Origin of the sequence: Kitasatospora sp. SUK 42 (assembly GCF_015776785.2) — a bacterium.
Classification (GTDB): Bacteria; Actinomycetota; Actinomycetes; order Streptomycetales; family Streptomycetaceae; genus Kitasatospora.
On sequence record NZ_LFMD02000003.1, the window covers coordinates 1,570,549 to 1,585,102 of the forward strand.

Annotated in this window: 14 protein-coding genes, 3 tRNA genes and 1 pseudogene; 3 read left to right on the forward strand and 15 right to left on the reverse strand. The window is 71.8% G+C overall.

Annotated features, from left to right (window positions below):
- Window positions 1–82 precede the first annotated feature (82 nt).
- The 7 genes from RZ50_RS16745 to RZ50_RS16775 all read right to left on the reverse strand — a co-directional run bounded on the left by RZ50_RS16745 (window position 83) and on the right by RZ50_RS16775 (window position 5,104).
- Window positions 83–937 (reverse strand): hypothetical protein, encoded by an 855-nt coding sequence (locus RZ50_RS16745; protein WP_196951779.1) that lies wholly within the window; start codon window positions 935–937, stop codon window positions 83–85.
- 108 nt (window positions 938–1,045) lie between these two features.
- Complete coding sequence (locus tag RZ50_RS16750) at window positions 1,046–1,828, reverse strand: hypothetical protein (protein WP_196951778.1); 783 nt, start codon at window positions 1,826–1,828, stop codon at window positions 1,046–1,048.
- A gap of 211 nt (window positions 1,829–2,039) precedes the next feature.
- Window positions 2,040–2,762, reverse strand: a complete 723-nt coding sequence (rplA, locus tag RZ50_RS16755; RefSeq protein WP_196951777.1) for a 50S ribosomal protein L1 — start codon at window positions 2,760–2,762, stop codon at window positions 2,040–2,042.
- Window positions 2,763–2,864: 102 nt separating this feature from the next.
- On the reverse strand, window positions 2,865–3,299 hold the full coding sequence (gene rplK, locus RZ50_RS16760; RefSeq protein ID WP_196951776.1) for a 50S ribosomal protein L11: 435 nt from the start codon (window positions 3,297–3,299) through the stop codon (window positions 2,865–2,867).
- Between the two features lie 166 nt (window positions 3,300–3,465).
- Window positions 3,466–4,344, reverse strand: a complete 879-nt coding sequence (gene nusG, locus RZ50_RS16765) for a transcription termination/antitermination protein NusG (protein WP_196951775.1) — start codon at window positions 4,342–4,344, stop codon at window positions 3,466–3,468.
- A 209-nt stretch (window positions 4,345–4,553) separates the two neighbouring features.
- Window positions 4,554–4,880 (reverse strand): preprotein translocase subunit SecE, encoded by a 327-nt coding sequence (secE, locus tag RZ50_RS16770; protein WP_196951774.1) that lies wholly within the window; start codon window positions 4,878–4,880, stop codon window positions 4,554–4,556.
- Between the two features lie 151 nt (window positions 4,881–5,031).
- Window positions 5,032–5,104, reverse strand: a tRNA-Trp gene (locus tag RZ50_RS16775).
- Window positions 5,105–5,389: 285 nt separating this feature from the next.
- Here RZ50_RS16775 and RZ50_RS16780 point away from each other — a divergent pair.
- A complete protein-coding gene (locus tag RZ50_RS16780) occupies window positions 5,390–6,637 on the forward strand; it encodes a pyridoxal phosphate-dependent aminotransferase (protein WP_196951773.1) in 1,248 nt (415 codons plus the stop codon).
- Between the two features lie 194 nt (window positions 6,638–6,831).
- The gene (locus RZ50_RS16785; RefSeq protein WP_196951772.1) at window positions 6,832–7,869 is read left to right on the forward strand and encodes an adenosine deaminase; all 1,038 of its coding nucleotides are present in this window, start codon (window positions 6,832–6,834) and stop codon (window positions 7,867–7,869) included.
- A 40-nt stretch (window positions 7,870–7,909) separates the two neighbouring features.
- Here RZ50_RS16785 and RZ50_RS16790 read toward each other — a convergent pair whose 3' ends face one another.
- The 8 genes and pseudogenes from RZ50_RS16790 to RZ50_RS16825 form a co-directional block, all read right to left on the reverse strand.
- Entirely contained in the window at window positions 7,910–8,953 is a 1,044-nt protein-coding gene (locus RZ50_RS16790) for a UDP-N-acetylmuramate dehydrogenase (protein ID WP_196951771.1), read from the reverse strand.
- 62 nt (window positions 8,954–9,015) lie between these two features.
- Window positions 9,016–10,426 (reverse strand): annotated as a pseudogene (locus RZ50_RS16795) (MFS transporter).
- Window positions 10,427–10,708: 282 nt separating this feature from the next.
- A complete protein-coding gene (locus RZ50_RS16800) occupies window positions 10,709–11,281 on the reverse strand; it encodes a TetR/AcrR family transcriptional regulator (protein ID WP_254802515.1) in 573 nt (190 codons plus the stop codon).
- A 106-nt stretch (window positions 11,282–11,387) separates the two neighbouring features.
- Window positions 11,388–11,810: a MaoC family dehydratase gene (locus RZ50_RS16805; protein ID WP_196951109.1), complete on the reverse strand. Its 423-nt coding sequence runs from the start codon at window positions 11,808–11,810 to the stop codon at window positions 11,388–11,390.
- A gap of 5 nt (window positions 11,811–11,815) precedes the next feature.
- On the reverse strand, window positions 11,816–12,274 hold the full coding sequence (locus tag RZ50_RS16810; protein WP_196951108.1) for a MaoC family dehydratase N-terminal domain-containing protein: 459 nt from the start codon (window positions 12,272–12,274) through the stop codon (window positions 11,816–11,818).
- Between the two features lie 117 nt (window positions 12,275–12,391).
- Complete coding sequence (gene rpmG / locus RZ50_RS16815; protein WP_006604855.1) at window positions 12,392–12,556, reverse strand: 50S ribosomal protein L33; 165 nt, start codon at window positions 12,554–12,556, stop codon at window positions 12,392–12,394.
- Between the two features lie 83 nt (window positions 12,557–12,639).
- Window positions 12,640–12,712 (reverse strand) — tRNA-Met (locus tag RZ50_RS16820).
- Between the two features lie 43 nt (window positions 12,713–12,755).
- Window positions 12,756–12,828, reverse strand: a tRNA-Thr gene (locus RZ50_RS16825).
- Window positions 12,829–13,117: 289 nt separating this feature from the next.
- Here RZ50_RS16825 and RZ50_RS16830 point away from each other — a divergent pair.
- On the forward strand, window positions 13,118–14,386 hold the full coding sequence (locus tag RZ50_RS16830) for a hydrolase (RefSeq protein WP_196951107.1): 1,269 nt from the start codon (window positions 13,118–13,120) through the stop codon (window positions 14,384–14,386).
- Window positions 14,387–14,554: the final 168 nt, after the last annotated feature.

Sequence of the window (14,554 nt, forward strand, 5' to 3'; positions counted from 1 at the left end):
GATCCCCGGGCCCCCGTCGGGCCCGAGGAGGTAGCCGGTCGGTTGTACGGGGTGCGGTGGGAGTGGGTGGGCCCCGGCCGGATCAGCCGAGCAGCTTGAGGAGGTCGGCCTGGGAACCGAGGTCCCCGGCGGCGGGCGCCTCGACCTTCTCGGCCTTGCCGAGGTCCGAGTACGCGATGGTGACGGCCTTCGACTCGCCGCTGGTGTCGCCGTACTCCTGGTACTTGACGAGTTCCTGCTTGCCGTTCAGCCAGAAGTCGATGGTGAGGGACTTGCCGTCCTCCTCCAGCGTCTTCTGGACGAACTGGCGCTGGTCCGCCGAGAGCGTGGTCATCCGGCCCACCAGGGTGGTGGTGTCCTCGACCGCCCGCAGGTGGACGGTCGGGACGCCGTCCACGGTCTCCTGGCCGACCTTGCTGAGCTTGCCGCTCTCGGCGGCGACGGTGAGCTGGACGACCGGGTTCATCATCTGGCCCATCACCAGGAAGGCGTCGCCCATCTCCTCCGAGGCGGGCACCTTGACCCAGTGCTTGCCGCCCAGGGCAGGGGCCAGGGCGTCGTCGCCGCCGATGTAGGCGTCGGCGCCGATCACCCGGATCTTGACCTTCTTGCCCTCGATGTCGGTGGACACGTCCACGGCCGACTTGGCCGGGTCCTTCCAGTCCGCGCTGCCGTTGCCGCTGGGGTTGGAGGCGTCCGGGGAGGTCATGCCGACCTTGCCGTTGCCGGCCTTCTGCATCACCACGGCCGAGGCGGCGAGCGCCGCCTTCGGGTCCCCGGCCAGCGCGGCCGCGAGCGGGTCACCGCCGCCCTTGGCGTCGGTGCTCTTGGCGTCGCCGCCCTTGGCGTCGTTACCGCCCTTGCTTCCGCAGGCGGTGACGGCGCCCAGCAGGACGACGGCCGTCACGACGGTCGAGGCGAGGCGCACAGCGCGCATGGAGGTACCCCCGTGGTTTCTGCCTTCGGAAGAGCCGATTTTCAGCTTCTTCTCACGCGGACTCTAACGGATCGTCGGAACGCTCCGGGACCGGATATCCGGCCCACCTCACCCGCCCGCGGCCGGTGTCCCGCCCCCGGTATCGGGGCCCGACACGTCCGTCGTGGTCACCGTGGTCCCGGCACTCCCCCGCACCGTCTCACGCAGCCTCAACAACTGCGGGCCGGGCCCGATCCAGAGGTCGTAGCCGACCTCCGCCACCCCGCGCTGCCGGTACCAGTCCACCACCGCGGCGAGCCGCTGCGGGGTCAACTCCCCGTCCGCGCCGAAGTAGTCGGCCACCGGCGCGGAACCCCGGTAGTGCGCGACGGTCGTTCCGGCGAGTTGCTCGCCGCCGAGCGAGCCGATCCGGCCGGTCTGGGCGATCGCGTACGCGCGGCTGCCCGGGTTGGTGATCAGCGCGGTCGTCCAGCCGCCCGCGTAACCGGCGGGGTCGGTGCCCGCCCGCGGGTCCAGCGACTCCGCGGTGCCGCGGTCGGCGTGCTTGGCCGCGCCGCCCTGGTAGGCGAGGTCGATCCCGCCGTCCCGGAGGGTCAGGTGCCCGGTGCCCAGTTCGTCGGTGACGGTCAGCTCGGCCTCGTCCCGGTCGCCCCAGGCCAGCGTGCCGCTCGCGGTGCGCCGCCCGTCCGGGCCCTCCCGCAGCACCTCGACCCGGGCGCCTCCGCTGTCGTCCAGCGCCTGCGCCGCCGTGAGCACCACCTGCTTGGGCGGCACCGGCGCCGGCTCGCCCGGGACGCGGGTGCCCGGAGCTGCCAGCAGGCTGCACCCGGTGGTGGCGCCGATCAGCAGCAGGACCGCCGCGAGGGCGGCGGGGCGAAGGGCGGGCGGCACGGCACACTCCGACGGTCACGGGTTCTTCACACGGTCTGACCGGCAGAGCGTACGACGACTCGACCAACCGTTCCCATCCGCCCGTGTCCCGATCCGGCAACCGTTTCCGCGCCGCGCCCCGCGCCCGTCCCGCCGGAGAACGACGACGGGCCCGCACCCCCGGTGAAGGGGGTACGGGCCCGTCGTACGGACTGCTGTTGAGCGCTCAGGCTCAGACCGCGGCCGGGTCCTCCTCGACGAGGAGGTTGCGGGTGCGGTTCGGGTCCACCTGGATGCCGGGGCCCATGGTGGTCGAGATCGCGGTCTTCTTGATGTAGCGGCCCTTGGCGGCGGACGGCTTGGCGCGGAGCACCTCGTCCAGCGCGGCGGCGTAGTTCTCGACCAGCTGCTCGTCGGTGAAGGAGGCCTTACCGATGATGAAGTGCAGGTTCGAGTGCTTGTCGACGCGGAACTCGATCTTGCCGCCCTTGATCTCGTTCACGGCCTTGGCCACGTCCGGGGTCACGGTGCCGGTCTTCGGGTTCGGCATCAGACCACGGGGACCGAGCACGCGGCCCAGGCGGCCGACCTTGCCCATGAGGTCCGGGGTGGCGACGACGGCGTCGAAGTCGAGGCGGCCCTTGGCGACCTCGTCGATGAGCTCGTCGGAGCCGACGATGTCGGCACCCGCAGCACGCGCGGCCTCGGCACGCTCGCCGGTCGCGAAGACCAGGACCCGAGCGGTCTTACCGGTGCCGTGCGGGAGGATCACGGTGCTGCGGACCATCTGGTCGGCCTTGCGCGGGTCGACGCCCAGACGCATGGCGACCTCAACGGTGCCGTCGAACTTGGTGGTGCTGGTCGCCTTGGCGAGGCGGACGGCCTCGAGGGGGGCGTAAAGGCGCTCGCGGTCGACCTGGGCGTCCGCGGCCTTCAGGGCCTTGCTGCGCTTCATGGCTGCTCCTGAATGGTGATGGGAGTCGTGGTGTTACGGGCCTGCGCTGGCCCTACCACAGAGACGGCTGAGCCGGTTTGTCCCTGGCGGGACGGGGGCTGATCAGCCCTCGACGGTGATGCCCATCGACCGGGCGGTGCCGGCGATGATCTTCTCCGCGGCATCCAGGTCGTTGGCGTTCAGGTCGGGCATCTTGGTGGTGGCGATCTCGCGGACCTGGGCGCTGGTGAGCTTGGCGACCTTGGTCTTGTGCGGCTCGCTGGAGCCCTTGTCGATACCGGCGGCCTTCAGGATGAGGCGCGCGGCCGGCGGCGTCTTCGTGATGAAGGTGAAGGAACGGTCCTCGTAGACCGTGATCTCCACCGGCACGATCATGCCGCGCTGCGACTCGGTCGCAGCGTTGTAGGCCTTGCAGAACTCCATGATGTTGACGCCGTGCTGACCCAGCGCGGGGCCGACCGGCGGCGCCGGGTTGGCCGCGCCGGCGTTGATCTGGAGCTTGATAAGCCCCGTGATCTTCTTCTTCTTGGGAGGCATGTCTCTCCGGGTCCTTCCGAGAGGTGATTGCTGGTGCGTGCCGAACCGGGGCGACACCCGGTCGCCAGCACACACATCGGACCAGGCTAACGCGTTCACGCCGCTGGACCAAAACGGATTCGGGGCAGGACCTCTCGGCCCCGCCCCGAATCCGAAGACCGTGTGACTAGTTCTTCTGGATCTGGTCGAAGGAGAGCTCGACCGGGGTCTCCCGGCCGAAGATCTCGACCAGGCCCTTGACCTTCTTCGAGTCGGGGTTGATCTCGTTGATGGTCGCCTGGAGGGTCGCGAACGGACCGTCGGTGACGGTGACCGAGTCGCCGACCTCGAAGTCCAGCACCTGGACCTCGACCGGGCGGACCGGCGAGGCCTTGCCGGCCTCCTTGGCGGCCTGACGCTCGACGTCGGGGGCGAGCATCTTGACGACCTCGTCCAGGGTCAGCGGGTACGGGTCGTAGGCGTTGCCGACGAAGCCGGTGACACCCGGGGTGTTGCGCACGACGCCCCAGGACTCCGGGGTGAGGTCCATGCGCACCAGGACGTAGCCGGGGAGCTTGTTCTGGCGGATGGTCTTGCGGTCGCCGTTCTTGATCTGGACGACCTCCTCCTGCGGCACCTCGGCCTGGAAGATGTACTCCTCGACGTTCAGCGAGACGGCGCGCTGCTCCAGGTTCTGCTTCACCCGGTTCTCGTAGCCGGCGTAGGTGTGGATCACGTACCACTCACCCGGCATGAAGCGCAGGTCCTCGCGGAACTTGGCGACGGGGTCGACCTCGACCTCGGCCTCGGCCTCGGCAGCGTCCTCGGCGACGGCCTCCTCGGCGGCGAGCTCCTCGTCGCCCTCCACGTGCAGCGCGGCCTCCTCGGCGGGCTCGCCGGCCTCGGCCTCGTCGTACGCCTCGACCTCGTCCTCGTCGCTGTCCGCGGCGTCCACGATCTGCTCGGCGGACTCGGCGTCGTCAGCCAGCTCGGCCGCGTCCAGCTCGGCGGCGACATCCGCCTCGCGGACGGTCTCGTCGGCGTCGTACAGGGGGGACTCAGACACGGTGGCTGCTTCTTTCCTGGAGATGGTGAAGGTGGCGCTCTCCGAAACCGGACCGGCGCGCGGCCGCTCGCGCGGGCGCCAGGAGAGGTCTCGGAGACTTCAACAGTACCGAGTCCACGGTACGCGCGCGTACGTCCGCCGCCGACAGCTCGACCCGGGCCGAGGAATTCGGCCCGGGTCGGGAGGTGTTTCGGAGGTGGGGCGGCCGGTCAGCCGAAGACGAAGAGGCTCAGCTTGGAGAAGCCGTAGTCCAGGCCGGCCACGATGCCCATCATGACCACGACGAAGGTGACCACGACGCTCGTGTAGCTGGTGAGCTCGCCCTTGGTGGGCCAGACGACCTTGCGCAGCTCGGCGATGATCTGGCGGTAGAACAGGGCCATCCGCGCGAACAGGCCCTTCTTGGCCCGCTTGCCGGACTTCTTCTGCTTGCCGGACTTCTTCTCGCCCTCGACGGGCGTGCTCTCGGCAGCGCCCTCGGCCCCCTCGGGGTTGCCGCTCTCAGGCGTTGCGGTGGAGCCCGTGGTCTCCGTCACTCGTCCTCACCTGAATCCGGGTCCGGCCGAACATCACCTGCGTACCCGGAACAGGCACGAGCGGTCGGCTTAAGCGGTGCTGATCGGTGCCTTCTCCGCGTCAAGCCCGCTCACTCCTGTGGAGCGAACGGGCTGGAAACGAATCGAGCAGCAGGGCAAGAGGGACTCGAACCCCCAACCGCCGGTTTTGGAGACCGGTGCTCTACCAATTGAGCTATTGCCCTACGGAACCTCGCGGCTCCGGTGGCGACCAACCTACCGCATCTCCCCCCGCTGTCTGTACAGGCGGTGAAAGCTCCGGTTCTTTTTCGGCGGGCCGTCGATCAGTGAGTGTACGTGGTCGGGGGGTGTTTGGTCGAACCTCTTATTCCGGGGCCACCCCCCGCCCGACGGATCTGCGGCCGGGCGCGGCGGACACCGGCGGATCGGCGGGGCCGCGATGCGGACGGAGCCGTACGGATGCTGGAACCGCCATGCCCGGTCCGTCCCGGTTCTGCGACGATGCAGGCATGAGCGCTTCCACCCCGCAGCCCGACCCTTCCATCCGTCCCGCCGACCGCCGGGTCTCCGCCCGGATCGGCGCGATCGCCGAGTCCGCGACCCTCGCCGTGGACGCCAAGGCCAAGGCACTCAAGGCGGCCGGCCGGCCGGTGATCGGCTTCGGTGCCGGCGAGCCCGACTTCCCCACGCCGGACTACATCGTCGAGGCGGCCGTCGAGGCCTGCCGCGACCCGAAGAACCACCGCTACACCCCGGCGGGTGGCCTGCCCGAGCTGAAGGCCGCGATCGCCGCCAAGACGCTGCGCGACTCCGGCTACGAGGTGGACGCCTCCCAGGTGCTGGTCACCAACGGCGGCAAGCAGGCCATCTACGAGGCCTTCGCCGCGATCCTGGACCCGGGCGACGAGGTCATCATCCCGGCCCCGTACTGGACCACCTACCCGGAGTCGGTCCAGCTGGCCGGCGGTGTCCCGGTGGAGGTCGTGTCCGACGAGACCACCGGCTACAAGGTCTCGGTCGAGCAGCTGGAGGCCGCTCGCACCGAGAACACCAAGGTGGTGCTGTTCGTCTCGCCGTCCAACCCGACCGGCGCGGTGTACACCGAGTCCGAGGCCGAGGCGATCGGCCGCTGGGCGCTGGAGCACGGTCTGTGGGTGCTCACCGACGAGATCTACGAGCACCTGGTCTACGGTGACGCCACCTTCACCTCGCTGCCGGCCCTGCTGCCCGAGCTGGCCGACAAGTGCATCGTGGTCAACGGGGTCGCCAAGACCTACGCGATGACCGGCTGGCGGGTGGGCTGGGTGATCGGCCCCAAGGACGTGATCAAGGCCGCGACCAACCTCCAGTCGCACGCCACCTCGAACGTCTCCAACGTCGCCCAGCGGGCCGCGCTGGCCGCCGTCGCGGGCGACCTGGACGCGGTCGCCGAGATGCGCGAGGCCTTCGACCGCCGCCGCAAGACCATCGTGCGGATGCTGAACGAGATCGAGGGCGTCATCTGCCCCGAGCCCGAGGGCGCGTTCTACGCGTACCCGTCGGTCAAGGGCCTGCTGGGCAAGGAGATCCGCGGCAAGCGCCCGCAGACCTCCGGCGAGCTGGCCGCCCTGATCCTGGACGAGGCCGAGGTCGCGGTCGTCCCGGGCGAGGCCTTCGGCACCCCGGGCTACCTGCGGCTCTCCTACGCGCTCGGCGACGCCGACCTGGTCGAGGGCGTCAGCCGGGTCCAGAAGCTGCTCGGCGAGGCCCGCGACTGACGCCGGTCCGATCGGCTCGCACCGGTCCGGTGGGTTGACTCCGGGCCGTCGGGTTGACGCCGGGCCGGGTCGGTTCCGGTACGGACGTCAACTCGCCGCACGGGATTCACCCGGCGCACCGCCCTCTTTCACCCCTTCGGGGGATGGAAAGAGGGCGGTTCCCGTTTGGGGGTCACATGCGGCAATATCAGCGAATGGAACGCCTGTTGAACCCGCGAGACGTCAGGGGCCTCCCGAAGGCCCACCTGCACCTGCACTTCACCGGCTCGATGCGGCCCGCCACCCTGCTGGAGCTGGCCGACAAGCACGGCGTCCGGCTGCCGGAGGCGCTCAGCTCCGGCGAGCCGCCCCGACTGCGGGCCACCGACGAACGCGGCTGGTTCCGCTTCCAGCGCCTGTACGACACCGCCCGCTCGGTGCTCCGGGACGAGGAGGACATCCGCCGGCTGGTCCTGGAGACCGCGCAGGACGAGCGGCGCGACGGCTCCCGCTGGCTGGAGATCCAGGTCGACCCGACCTCCTACGCTCCCCGGCTCGGCGGGCTGATCCCCGCCCTGGAGCTGATCCTGGACGCGGTGGACGGCGCCGCCGAGGCCACCGGGGTGGGCATCCGGGTGCTGGTCGCGGCGAACCGGATGAAGTCCCCGATGGACGCCCGGACGCTCGCCCGGCTCGCCGTCCGGTACGCCGACCGGGGCGTGGTCGGCTTCGGACTGTCCAACGACGAGCGCCGGGGCCTGGCCCGGGACTTCGACCGGGCCTTCGAGATCGCCCGCAAGGGCGGGCTGCTGGCCGCCCCCCACGGCGGCGAGCTGGCCGGCCCGGAGTCCGTCCGGGACTGCCTGGACGACCTGGGCGCCGGCCGGATCGGGCACGGCGTGCGGGCCGCCGAGGACCAGCGGCTGATGGCGCGGCTGGCCGACCGCCAGATCACCTGCGAGGTCTGCCCCTCCTCCAACGTCTCGCTCGGCGTGTACGAGAACCCCGAGGAGGTGCCGCTGCGCCGGCTGTTCGACGCCGGGGTGCCGCTGGCCCTGGGCGCGGACGACCCGCTGCTGTTCGGCAGCCGGCTGGCCGCCCAGTACGACCTGACCCGCGACGTCCTGGGCTTCAGCGACGCCGAACTCGCCGAGCTCGCCCGGCAGTCGGTGCGCGGCTCGTGCGCGCCCGAGGGCGTCCGCAAGGAGCTGCTGGCGGACATCGACGCTTGGCTGGTGGGCGCTCCCGCCTAGGGCTCGCCCCCGCCGGGGCCTGTCCCCTGGAGCTTGACCCCTAGAGCTTGACCCCGACCATCACCGGCTCGTTCACCAGCTCCACCCCGAAGGCCTCGCGGACCCCGTCCCGGATCTCCCGGGCCAGCGCCAGCAGGTCCTCGGCGGTGGCCGAACCGCGGTTGGTGAGCGCCAGGGTGTGCTTGGTGGAGAGCGTCGCCGGGCCGCTGCCGTAGCCCTTGCCGAAGCCCGCCTTGTCGATCAGCCAGGCCGCCGAGGTCTTGGTGCAGCCCTCCGGGGCCGGGTAGGCCGGGGCGTTCTCGGCGCCCGGGCGGGTGCGGAAGGACTCGTACTGCGCGGCCGTGAGCACCGGGTTGGTGAAGAAGGAGCCGGCCGACCAGGTGTCGTGGTCCGCCGGGTCCAGCACCATGCCCTTGCCGGCGCGCAGCCCCAGCACCGCCTCGTGGGCCTGCTCCAGCGGCACCCGCTCGTCCTGCTCGACGCCGAAGTGCCTCGCCACCTCCGCGTACCGGACCGGGGTGGAGAGCCCCGCGTGGTCCTCCAGGGCGAACCGCACCCGCAGCACCACGTAGCGATCCGACTCGGCCTTGAAGCGGCTGTGCCGGTAGGAGAACGCGCACTCGGCGTTCGTCAGCGTGACCACCTCACCGGCCGTGCGGTCGTACGCGACCACCTCGGTGATCGTCTGGGCGACCTCCTGGCCGTACGCGCCGACGTTCTGCACCGGGGTGGCGCCGGCCGAGCCGGGGATACCGGCCAGGAACTCGATGCCGGCCAGGCCGTGCTCACGCACCGCGCGGGCGACCGCCTCCGACCACACCTCGCCGGCCGCCAGCTCCAGCACGGTGCCGTCCAGGGCGAAACCGGTGGTGGCGATCCGCAGCACGGTGCCGGGGTAGCCGGCGTCGCCGATCACCAGGTTCGAGCCGCCGCCGAGGACCAGCAGCGGCTCGCCGGCCGCGTCCGCCTCGCGGACGGCGGCGATCACCTCGTCGTCGGTGTGCGCGGTCACCAGGCGGCGGGCCGGGCCGCCGAGCCGGAGCGTGGTCAGCGGGGCGAGGGGGGCGTCGTTTTCTACCAGCACGCCCCTTAGCGTACGGGGGCGACGAGGAGCCGCCTCCCGGGAAGCGGCTCCTCGTGGGGGTCTCAGGCCTTGACCGGCTCGATCACCGGCTGCCCGGCGTCCCCGGCGCCCTCGCCGCCGGTCGGCTCGCCGTCCGTCGGCTCGGCGCCGGCGGGCGCCTTCGCCCGGCGCGGCAGCAGCAGCGCGCACAGCGCCGCCACCAGGACCACCCCGGCGCCGACGTACAGCGCGGGCACCAGCCCGTCGACGAAGGACCGCTCCGAGCCGTACCCACCCTGCGCCGAGAACACCGCCGACAGCACGGCCACGCCGAGCGCGCCGCCGACCTCGCGCAGCGCGTTGTTGGCGCCGGAGGCGATGCCCTGCTCCTGAGGCCGGACGCTGTCCATCACCAGGGCGGCGGTCGGCGCGAAGTAGAGCGACATGCCGATGCCGCAGAGCACCACGGCGGGCACCACCGGGCCGTACTCGTAGTGCGGGTGCGCACCGGTGATCACCCCGTAGAGCGCCAGGCCGAGGGCCTGCAGCACCAGTCCGGTGACCACGACCGGGCGGCCGCCGAAGCGGTCGGCCAGGATGCCCGCGATCGGCGCGACGATCAGCGGCATGCCCGTCCACGGGAGCATCCGGATGCCGGCCTCCTGCGGGGTGTAGCCGCCCGCGGTCTGGAGGTGCTGGCTGATCAGGAAGATCGAGCCGAACATCCCGAGGAACATCAGCAGTCCGGAGCCGTTGACCGCGGAGAACGCCCGGTTGCGGAACAGCCGCATCGGCAGCATCGGGTGCGCGGCCCAGCGCTGCTCGTACAGCACGAAGGCGATCAGCAGCGCGACGCCGGCGCCCAGCGAGACCAGCACCAGCGGGCTGGCCCAGCCGTCCGGGTTGCCGCGGATCAGGCCGAGCACGACGCCGAACAGGCCGAGGCTCACCAGCAGCGTGCCGATCGCGTCCAGGGTGGCGGCGCCCCGGCTCTCGCGCAGCCGCAGGGCGGCCAGCGGCACCAGGACGACGCCGACCGGGACGTTCACCCAGAAGATCCACTGCCAGGAGAAGTGCTCGGTCAGGGCGCCGCCGACCAGCGGCCCGGTGGCGACGGCCAGGCCGTTGACACCGGACCAGATGCCGAAGGCCAGCCCGCGCTTGGCCGCCGGTATCGCGGTGGTCAGCAGGGTGAGGGTGAGCGGCATCGACACCGCGGCCCCGGCACCCTGGACGGCGCGGGCGGCGATCAGCGCGCCGATGCCCGGCGAGAGCGCGGCCGCGGCGGAGCCGGCGGTGAAGAGGGGTGAGCCCGAACAGGAAGATCCTGCGGCGGCCGAAGCGGTCGCCGAGCGCCGCGCCGAACATCAGCAGCACGGCGAAGGCCAGGGTGTAGGCGCTGACCGTCCACTCCAGGTCGGACAGCCCGCCGCCGAGGTCCTCGCGGATGGACGGCAGGGCGGTGGTGACGACCAGGTTGTCCAGGCTGGCCATGAAGCCCGCGATGCTGGTGATCACCAGGGTCCAGACGCCGAGCCGGCCGAGGCCTGGCGCCTGCGGGGACTCCTTCTGTTCCGGCTTCCCCGGCTCCCCCGACTTCCCCAACTCCCCCGGCTTCTCCGACTCCCCCGGCTTCTCCAGGAGCTCGGAGCCTTCCGAGCTCTCCGACACGGCGTCGTTCTCCGGCATGTCGTCCCCCAGTTCCCCTCTAGGTAGTTATTGATCAATAACTTCTGTGGGCCGCAAAAACGGCCGCACGGCGCCGCCGCACGACCGCTAGTCGGCCGGCGCCTCGTCGGCCTCCGGCCCGAAGCCGTCCCAGACCCGGTGGTCCCGGGGGAAACCCGGCGCCACCAGCGTGTTGATCAGCATCCCGTAGGCCATGAAGGCGGTCGCGTCCTCCGTGCTGCCGCCCAGCCGGATCCGCACCCGGTCGAACAGGTCGAGCCACCCGGCTCGGGCGGCCTCCCCGATCTCGTCCGCCTCCGCCGCCTCGCCCGCGAACACCGCGACGTAGAGCTGCATCTGCATCATCAGCTGCTCGCGGTCCTCGACCAGGCCGATGTACGCCTTGGACATCGCCTCAGCGGCCGCCTCGCCGGTCAGCCCGGCCGAGGCCTCGTCGAAGACCTGCCAGGTCTCCTCGATGCAGCGCTCGGCGGCGGCCTTGAAGATCGCCTGCTTGCCCGGGAAGAGCCGGAACAGGTACGGCTGCGAGACGCCCACCCGGCGGGCGATCGTCTCGGTGGAGGTCCCCCGGTAGCCGCTCCTGGCGAACTCGATCACCGCGGCCCGGATGACGCTCTCGCGCCGCTCCTCCGCGCTCATCCGCATGCTCGACTTCGCCATACCCCGCAAGTTAGTGGCCAATCACTATCTACGCAAGCGGCGCAGCCGCGCCCGGAGCCCGCCGTACGGGCCCGGCGCGGCCGGCGTCGGGGCGCCGGCCCCGGGCTCAGCCGAGCCGCACGACCGCCTGGGAGCGGCCGAGCACCTTCTGCCCGCCCGTGGTGGCCAGCAGGTCGACCTGCACCTTGCGGTCGTCCAGCTTCTTGACCACCTTGGCGGAGACCTCGACCACCGCGCCGACCCCGTCGTTGGGCACCGGCACCGGACGGGTGAAGCGGACGCCGTAGTCGACCACCGCGGCCGGGTCGCCGACCCAGTCGGTGACCACCCGGATCGCCTCGGCCATGGTGAACATGCCGTGCGCGATGACGTCCGGCAGGCCGACCTCCAGCGCGAACTTCTCGTTCCAGTGGATCGGGTTGAAGTCCCCGGAGGCGCCCGCGTACTGCACCAGCGTGGCGCGGGTCACCGGGAAGGACTGTGCCGGCAGCTCGGTGCCGATCTCGACCTCGTCGTAGTTGATCGCCATGCCGCTCACTCCCCCGCCTCGTCGGCGGCCCGGGCCACCAGCGTCATGACCGACGTCACCACGTGCTCGCCGGTCTCGTCCACCACCTCGCCACGCACGGTGAGCACGTCGTTGCCGGCCAGCGACTTGATGTTGTCGATGGTGACCGCGACGGTCAGCCGGTCGCCGGCCTGCACCGGGCGGCTGTAGGTGAACTTCTGGTCGCCGTGCACCACCCGGCTGTAGTCCAGGCCCAGCTCCGGGTCCTCGACGACCTGACCGGCGGCGCGGTAGGTGATCACGAACGGGAAGGTCGGCGGGGCGATCACGTCCCGGTGGCCCAGCGCCTTCGCCGCCTCCGGGTCGGTGTACGCGGGGTTGGCGTCCCCGATCGCGATCGCGAACTCGCGGATCTTCTCCCGGCCGACCTCGTACGGCTCGGTGGGCGGGTAGCTACGCCCGATGAAGGACGGGTCGAGCGCCATGGCAGCTCCTCGAAACGCGGGTGGATACGAAAACAGCTCCGGACCGCACCCCTGGTGAGGGATGCGGCCCGGAGCCGAAGACCTGAATTCACACAGGCCCGGTGCCCTGCGAAAGGGTCAGCGGGTCTCGCGGTGCGCGGTGTGCGAGTTGCAGCGGGGGCAGTGCTTCTTCATCTCAAGACGGTCCGGGTCGTTACGCCGGTTCTTCTTGGTGATGTAGTTCCGCTCCTTGCACTCCACGCAGGCCAGCGTGATCTTCGGGCGGACGTCGGTGGCAGCCACGGGAGTGCCTTCCTTGGACAACGAATAAGAACACAACAAGAGTAGCCGACCGGGAGTGCGATCTCCCGACCGACTACGCGGGGTAGCGGTGACCGGACTTGAACCGGTGACACAGCGATTATGAGCCGCTTGCTCTACCAACTGAGCTACACCGCCACAGTGATCCGCAGCACAGCCGGAGCTGACTGCTTCTCACCAGAGCCCCCATGCGGAATCGAACCGCAGACCTTCTCCTTACCATGGAGACGCTCTACCGACTGAGCTATAGGGGCGAACGAGGAAGAGATTACACGTTCCGCGCCCAGAGGTGAAATCCGTATCCGGCGGCGAAGACCGCAGGTCGGCGAGGTGTGCGGACGGTCGATCCGCGGCCGGACGTTCGAGCGGTCCGCCGGGCCTGCGCCCCGACCCGATACGACTATTTCCCGCCTCCCGTCGCCCCGCCCCCGTGCCCCATAGGCTCGTCGCTCATTGATCGGAAGACCTGCCGATCCCCACGGGGATCGATCCCCACGGGCCGCCACGAGCCGCCCCGGGGGCCAGCGCGAGAAGGAGCCGACGATGGACAGCGCAGCCGCCGACGGGCCGCACTCCGGGCCCGGCCCGGCGGCCAACCCGCTCGGGCACGGTCCGGTCCTGCTGCTCACCGGCGCCCGGCTGACCGACGGGCGGGTGGTGGACGTCCGGATCAGCGGCGCCCGGATCCAGGCGGTCGGCACCGTCGGCAGCCTCGGCCCGCTGCCCGCCCTGCCCGGCGCACCCACCGTCACCACCGGCGCCCGGATCGACCTCAGGGGCTACCTGCTGCTCCCCGCCCCCGCCGAGGCGCACGCCCACTACGACACCGCCTTCTCCGCCGCCCTGCCCACCCCGCCGCCGGAGACCTCCACCGACCTCACCCGCCGGATCACCGAGGCCGCGCTCACCTCGCTCGGCTACGGCGCCACCGCCCAGCGCACCCACGTACGGATCGGCGACGTGCACGGGCTGCACCGACTGGAGGCGGTGCTCACCGCCCGGCAGGCGCTGCGCGGGCTGGCCGACCTCCAGGCGGTGGCGATGCCCCGTCTGCTGACCGGCCGGGCCGGCGCGGACGGGCGGGCCCAGCTGCGCGAGGCGCTCAAGCTGGGCGCCACGGCGGCCGGCGGCTGCCCGGAGCTGGACCCGGACCCTGCCGGGTACGTGCAACTGCTGCTGGAGGCCGCCCGGGAGGCGGACTGCCCGGTCGACCTGCACACCACCGCCACGGAGTCGGCCCAACTCGCCCGGATGGCAGGCGCCCTGGCACCCCTGCGGCCACGGGTGGCACTCGGCCCGTGCGGGGCGCTGGCCCGGGGCGCGTCGACGGTGCTGGCGACCAGCGGGGTACGGGTGGTCTGCCTGCCGCAGAACGGCGGCTGCACCGGGCTGGAGGGCCGGCCGACGGGCCTGCGGCCGGGCCTGGTACGGGAGTTGGCCTCGGCCCGGGTGCCGCTGGCGGCGGGCAGCGGCGCGCTGCGGGACCAGTCCAACCCCGTCGGCCGGGCCGATCCGCTGGAGTCGGCCTACCTGCTGGCCGCGAGCGGGGAGTTGGACCCGGAGGCGGCGTACGACGCGGTGGCGAACCAGGCCCGGGCGGTGCTCGGGCTGCCGCCGGTCCGGGTGGACGCCGGGTTCCCGGCGGAGCTGCTGGCGGTGCGCGGGGACAGTCTGGCCGGGGCGCTCGCGGGCGGGCACAGCCGGCTGGTGGTGCACAGCGGCCGGGTGGTCAGCCGGACCAGCGCGGTGCGGGAGTTCGCGGACACCGTGACGCTGGCGCTGCCCCGGCAGTCCGGCGGCACGGACGGCTGAGCCCCCTCCCTCCCCCGAGCCGGAGAGAGCCGAAGGGGCCCGGAGCACCCCGAGGGGGCTGAAAGAGCAAAGGGGGCGCGCGACGTGCGTCGCGCGCCCCTCCCCCACCTGCTGGCCGTCCTTGGACGGCGGCTGGAGCGGCCCCAGGCTTCCCCCACATGGAGCAGG